General features: G+C 42.2%; 4 protein-coding genes and 4 pseudogenes. 1 reads left to right on the top strand and 7 read right to left on the bottom strand.

Annotated elements, in window-relative coordinates; genetic code table 11:
• Both ETC02_RS15930 and ETC02_RS15925 read right to left on the bottom strand, forming a co-directional pair.
• A pseudogene (locus ETC02_RS15930) lies at positions 1 to 644 on the bottom strand (IS66-like element ISGst1 family transposase); the annotation flags it as partial.
• An 87-nt stretch (positions 645 to 731) separates the two neighbouring features.
• Complete coding sequence (locus ETC02_RS15925) at positions 732 to 1,826, bottom strand: ATP-binding protein (RefSeq protein ID WP_171698414.1); 1,095 nt, start codon at positions 1,824 to 1,826, stop codon at positions 732 to 734.
• A gap of 317 nt (positions 1,827 to 2,143) precedes the next feature.
• Between ETC02_RS15925 and ETC02_RS18460 the strand changes: the two are divergent.
• Positions 2,144 to 2,381, top strand: a pseudogene (locus ETC02_RS18460) (IS1634 family transposase); the annotation flags it as partial.
• Between the two features lie 68 nt (positions 2,382 to 2,449).
• Here ETC02_RS18460 and ETC02_RS15920 read toward each other — a convergent pair.
• From ETC02_RS15920 to ETC02_RS15900, 5 genes and pseudogenes are all read right to left on the bottom strand, one after another.
• Positions 2,450 to 2,661: pseudogene (locus tag ETC02_RS15920) on the bottom strand (GDP-mannose 4,6-dehydratase); the annotation flags it as partial.
• A gap of 142 nt (positions 2,662 to 2,803) precedes the next feature.
• Positions 2,804 to 3,802 (bottom strand): DUF4003 domain-containing protein, encoded by a 999-nt coding sequence (locus tag ETC02_RS15915; RefSeq protein WP_171698413.1) that lies wholly within the window; start codon positions 3,800 to 3,802, stop codon positions 2,804 to 2,806.
• 117 nt (positions 3,803 to 3,919) lie between these two features.
• Positions 3,920 to 4,067 (bottom strand): annotated as a pseudogene (locus tag ETC02_RS15910) (phosphomannomutase); the annotation flags it as partial.
• 396 nt (positions 4,068 to 4,463) lie between these two features.
• Positions 4,464 to 5,450: a hypothetical protein gene (locus ETC02_RS15905; protein ID WP_063329484.1), complete on the bottom strand. Its 987-nt coding sequence runs from the start codon at positions 5,448 to 5,450 to the stop codon at positions 4,464 to 4,466.
• 74 nt (positions 5,451 to 5,524) lie between these two features.
• A complete protein-coding gene (locus tag ETC02_RS15900; protein WP_171698412.1) occupies positions 5,525 to 6,271 on the bottom strand; it encodes a hypothetical protein in 747 nt (248 codons plus the stop codon).
• Positions 6,272 to 6,562 lie beyond the last annotated feature (291 nt).

Genomic DNA, 6,562 nt, shown 5'->3' with positions numbered 1-6,562 from the left:
GTACTAATCGAGTGTTGATATAACGCTTCGATTGTATCACTTAAACGCTTGTACGGGATCAATTGGATATGATGTAAATAAACAACGAGCGCCGTGAGCCGTGGACCGTATTGCACATGATTCGTGACATGGGATGGGAATTCGGCTTGTTGCACGCATCGACAATGCGGACACGATTTCACTTCACGTTCATGTTGTGTCACCTCGATCGCCACACGAGGGACATCAAACACTTGACGGATATCGACTTTGAACGGTTTGACTTCACGCAAAGAAGCTCCACATCCTTGACACGTATGCACACGGTGGACGACACGATGATGTGGATGTTCCACTTGACGGAGCGTCTTCCCCTCATGTCCCTCTTGCCCACCAGGCTTTTTGCCAGACGGCTCGCGGGAGGAACGCTTTTTCTCAAAACGGTCAGAAGATGGGGGCAAATGGCTATTGGAGCTGTTTTTTTTCGTGCGTGCTTCCAGCTCTTGAACGCGATACTTGAGTTGTTCATTTTCTTTGCGTAGCTGTTTGTTTTCTTTCAACAGTTGCTCAATGACTTGTTGTTGGTGAGTAATGAGCTGCTTTTGTTGTTGGACTTTGCTGATTAAGCTTTCAACTGTAAATACAGCTTGTTGTACCGTCAACATGCGATTCACCTCCTTGTCTATCAATATTCACATCATGGACAGGAAAAGCAAAAAATATTCAGCTCACTTTATGATGTGGCTGAATAGTTACCGCGCATACTCTATTTGCCAGCTAGGATGCAAGTGAACTTCAGGTTCATCAATGATAAGAAGCGTTCTCTTCGTCAACCATCCCGACTGCAACAACAATTGAAAAATTCCCAGCGCTTTAATTCCTGTGGCTGTATTCATTAATGCAAACTTTTCTTCCTGCCCGCCTGACCGTTGAAAAACAAATTCATCTTCCATCTCTTTATAATACATTTTCCCGCCCATTAAGCTCTCAAGTTGAGAATGATATAGTGAATTTTCACTTGCATCTTTCGCAATATGTTCTGACATCGAAAACATTTGCGGATTTTTCGATTTCAACTTTTCAAATAAATCTTTTAAATGATATGGAATGCTTTGGTCCCGATTTGTTCTTTGCATTAGGCGTCTAGCCATAAATCGTTGCAGCAAATCGATAAAGTAAAATACAAATGGAGATTCAATATAAATAACATCCTTATAGTAGAGAGGATCTCCCAACTTAAATTCCGTCAAACGATTGTTTTTTAAAGCCAGGCGAAGAATTTCTTGATGATTTTCCGTAATGGAAACAAACGACTCAGCGTTTTCATTGTGAAGGCGCGAAATGGATTTTTGAAATTCGCTTCTCATGACCATTTCCACTGCTTCTTGTTTTATTTTTTCCTCATCACGAGCAACATTCAAAAAGTCAATGGTTTCCGTGAGCATATCCGCTAATAGGTTCTTTCCTTCTTCATCTAAGTGCAAATGTTCTAATTTCAATAGACGCTTCTCAATTGTTGCTGTTAATTTCTCCGTCACATTTTCCTCAGAATTAAGCCAATGCGATAATTCATGTTGAAATTCCACTCCAAAAAACAAACGATCTTCGTCAGATAAACGAATTAAGCGGCGAAGCCTGAAATAAAACAGTTCTGCTTGATTTAATAAATAATGGGTGCGATCTTGTTCAAACATTTCCTCAAAATGATTAAGCGCATAGACAATCGAAAATAACAATTTACCAACAGTACTCTTTCCAGTATCGTTTTCGCCCGCAATGCATACTAAGCCATTTAACTCAATTTCCGCCTTTTCCACCATACTAATATTAGTGAATGTCAGTTTCACCATCATCACTCCAATAAATATCGTCCATTTAACACCATCATAATATAAACTGTATAATGATTTCTATTCCTTTGAACATTGTCCACTACCCATTTTCTCCACATGACATGAAAATCAAACGAGACAGCTTTGCAAGCATACACTATACATTACACCCTTTTGCTGTTGATCATATGTTTTCGTTCGTCGTAACACAATCGCTTCCTTGATTGATTCATCTGTGATCTCTTTATATTGGATTCTGATAACAAAGTAAATTTAAAAGCGATTTATGAGTGGAATTTGTTGTCAGCAAAACTTAAAGTTAAAATCTGGATGGGCATTATATCGTGTGTGGAAAAATGCGGTCCGGGAAGGACATCACGGAAGAAGCGATGAGCTGTCGTAGCCAGTACCACCAAGTTTGGGAAAATTTATATGTCAAAGAGATCACCACTGGAGATAGCGAGGCGTGTCAGCGCTATGTGTTGTGTACAGTCCAAAAGAAGCGGAACGTCAAGACAAGAGCGAAAAAAACTGTTGGAGACACTGAAAGCGGAATTGGAAGGGCTTCGATAGCTGCCGAATAAGGCCAACATAAAGCGACATGCGGTGTCAGAAAAATGTCTCCTGCCGAAACTTATTCAACAGGAGGCTCTGTATTTATGCCATTTCCACCCGCTTTGATGATTTGTTCCAATGAATATTCCGCTTTCCAGCCAAGTTCTTCATAAATTTTTTGCGAGGATGCGACAAGGCGCGCCGGGTCGCCCGGGCGGCGGTCGGTGGATTCAATGACGGCGTTGCGGTGGGTTACTTTTTCATATGTTTCCATGACTTCGTTGACGGAATAGCCTTCGACAAGTGTCAAGCACCCAGCCCATGAAATCAGACACTTATAGGTCAGCCCCATCCTTCTCGTCTATCTCCAATTCATCGTCTGCCCATAGGAATTTTTGTAAAATCACTACACCAAAACGCACTTCATAAGAAAGATATTATCCTTCTCCTCCCCCTGATGAGGAAGTCGCTGCAACTGCTGCCAAAACGGCAATAAAAGCGGCTTGCTGAGCTTGAATGATTGTTTCCATCGCCGTATATATCTCTGTTTCTAACAACTTTGCATTCTCCATTTTATCGCTCATAAAAATGTTCACTGACATCATAATATTGATATCTTTATGCCATTTGAAAACTTTTTCGGAATGAAGCTTATTTATCATCTGCTGAATCGTCGGTATCTCTTTCTCATATTCATCAACGAAAGCCAATAGCCCAATCGCAGGATAGTGCATCGCTTTTAGTTTCGTTCCTGATTGTTTGAACAAATCCAGTATCCTCACGCAACGCTCAACGAATAAATCTGTTTCTGTCTCTTTGTTTAAGGACAGAATATGGCTGAGAAACTGCAAGTCATTCCCCTTTCGAAACCCACGTGCAGACAGTTTTTCATAAAACGACTCCATTCTATCCTGCAGCTTATTCACATCTTCTCCTGTATTCGCCAACAAGACCGCGAGAGGGTAGTCACTGCTTGAAGTTAAGAAAAAATGCTTTGCTTTCATTCCCTTATAAACGGCTAGTGACTTTTCCAGCTTTTCTTGGTAATCGTTATGATCCTCCACAGTGGACATGAGTACCAAAGCTGCTAAATAGGTAAATGCGCCTCTACCAAACCCCAGCTGAATACATTTCTCATACAAGTTAAGTAATTCATGAAATTTTTCCTCTGGCCTTTCAAAGCGAATATCAAGCACCGCTGCTGTTGGAAAACGATGATATGATTTTAATGGAGAGAACATGCCAACTTGTTCTTTTATGTAATTGCTGAGGCGAAGAAAGCGTTGCAAGTGAAACTCTCGGTGGTTGACTACATACATAGAGGCTACCGTCATTAATATGCGCTGATCGGGCACTTTCCATTTGAGTTCATCTTTCAACTGAGCATAAATATCTTTATATCTTTTTATTTTTTGCTGCAAGCTTGCCGTTAACATCCCATCACTTCCTCAGTAGTGTTTTATTGTCATTTACGAAGAAGAAAAACGAAAAGTTTCACAAAAACAAAAGCAATACAGCCCTTATAACCGAACTGGAACTTGTTTGTCTGTTTTCGTTCGTTCAAACTCACGAATCTTCTCACCGATAAATTTAAATCCGGTTAACGACGCATCGATCGTTGGCAAACCATAATGCTCGGCAATCGTGCGGCCCGATTTCGGATGTCACGATCGTTTTCACAACGACGCCGTTTTTCGGCAAGTCCCTGTTCTTTTACCAACGTCATGTTTTCAAAGCCAAATGCCTGAGGAGACTGCGCACCGATCCGAAAAACATAAGACTAAGAACAGACTGCAACCTTCTATCAATTTTGAAAATCTTCAAGGCATAGCAGTATAATAATCCAATCAAAATCCCCCTTTCGGCAGACTCGGAGGGATATCATAGGTTACTGTCTGCCTGAAGGGGGAACCCCGCCATTTTACGTTCATTCTTTCACCTTGAAACGACTATTCAATTTTAAATGTTTTCGTCAAATTGCCGACCATTAGAGTTTTTTTGCAAAAAAAGGCTAAATAATGATAAATGCAAAGATTCTATCCCCTTGTCCACGGTGACCGCCCTTACGATGCATGGTCATTCGATCCCATTCCCACATCACCTTCCGATCTGTGTACGGCCAAGTATCGGATACAAGTAACGCTCTGTGACTTGTTGATAATAATGCATCATCGCCTCTCCATTTCGGAAAAGCCCCTTTCCTGCCATCGGGAACGGAAGCAGGAATAAATGCAATTTTTTATTTTCAAGGGGCACAATGGCATGGTACGACGATAGATTGTTTGTAGAATCAGCTCGTACATCTAATGGATGAAAATCATGATCCTGAAGCTGGAACATTCTTTTTAACACCTTTTTCTTCTCTCCATTAGCTCCTCCGAGCGATAAAATCACCTTTGCTGGGGAATGAACAAATGCTCTTTTTAATACTGACATCCTTCTATGGACATCTGCAGTGAAATGGCTAAAACTTGTCTTAATTTCTTGTTCCATATTTGGCGGACTAAATGCTTGTAAATACGGATTTTCTTTAGAATTATCCGGCCAAATCTCCGTATATTCTATCGGCCACACTTGCGTAGATGGACGTGGAAGAGGACGCCAGTCGCTTAAGCACGTTTGGAGTCCGTCTCGTTTCGTAAACAGTTCATCTAATATATAACGTTTGATTGGTTCCTTGAGGCTAGGACACTCATGATAAGTTCGAAACCAGCTGCCAATGCGCTCCCAATCAGACTCTAAAGCAAGGCAAATTCGGGCCACCGTAGATAAAAAGGTGCCTTTTGTGTAAAACTTATCTTCGACTTCCTTCCCGTATTGCTCCCGCAGGTAACGAGCGATTTTATCCTCCTTGCTCGATTCCCAAAACCCTTCGCTTGGGTCATTTTCATTAAAACAGTCTACATACTTTCCCTCCTTATTTTTTCCATAATAACGAATCCGTGCCTCCACATTTTCCTCAATTCCGTAACCTCCTGTTCCTTCCTCAATGCCAAAAACGATCATGTTTGCCTCAGGAAAGTTTCCATACCCGATAAACGATAATAGCTGCTGATACTTTTCGCGTGTCAACTTCCACTCCATCGCGGCTCCTCCTTTGTATCAAATCCAAAAAAAAACAAAATTCCCTTTTGGTATTTTGATGGCTGTTCCCCCATTCATGTTAAATTATTACCCGGATTCCCGTCCGGATTCGTTCGCTCATAGCCGCCGCCTTGTTGCTCTGTCAAATTTACATCAGTATCCCCATCCCCATCGCGCCAGTATCCTTCAATCCATTGCCCATCGCGCCAATGTCCTTCCACCCAGTGAGGACGGACATGATGTGTCCCCGGATTTTCTTCCGGTTCTATACTAGCTGCCACCTCGGAATAGCCGGTATAGGAACCCATAGAATGACCATTGGCATCTGCCCCATTACCTATGTTGCCCGGATCTTGATCGCTTTCTGCCCAATCGCTATGGTCAGCGCCATCGATCACATCCACGATTCCGACCGCCAACGTTCCTACAGCTACCGTTTTGGCAATGTTGGTCAATCCATTTTTGATCTTTTTCTCATCGTCATCGCGCAGCCCTTCATAGACCTCTTTTCCGTTTTGGTATGTATGTTTGGCCGTCTGGTATACTCCTTTGGCCGTGCGCGAAATCGACTCACCGATGTTTCCAAGGCCCTTTTCGATCTTCGCTTCATCTTTTTGAATGATGCCAGACGCCGTATTCCATACGCCGTCTACCGCTTGGCCAAACGTATCGCCGGCAAACTCAGACGCTTTTTTCACGCCATCGCCTACCTCTTTGATCCATTGGCTGCCTGTCATTTCACCGACAACATTCACCGCGCCACCTATCACCGCTCCCGTTGCTTTCCCTGCCAATCTGCCTAGTTCCCGAAAAAAACTCAATTGGATCTCCTCCATATTCTTGATATTGACACCCATCTTTTTATTTCGACACTTTTCCTCTTAATCCTTTTCCTTCCAGAAAATTTTTATGAAAATATACCCACGATTTATGTACTACTCCATATCCCTTGACCGTCATGCATAGTTTGGCTAATCTGTTATATCTCACATTTCGCACCCTCCCAACGAAAATCGGGAGGATTTTTTCGTTCCGATGTCGAATGAATCCTTGACACACAAGGAAAGTGAAGGAGTTTTTCTCTCATGAACGTTCAAGTCAAAAAGGTCTAT

This window comes from Geobacillus sp. DSP4a (genome assembly GCF_013096875.1).
Classification (GTDB): domain Bacteria; phylum Bacillota; class Bacilli; order Bacillales; family Anoxybacillaceae; genus Geobacillus; species Geobacillus thermophilus.
This window is presented reverse-complemented; position numbering and strand designations above follow the sequence as displayed.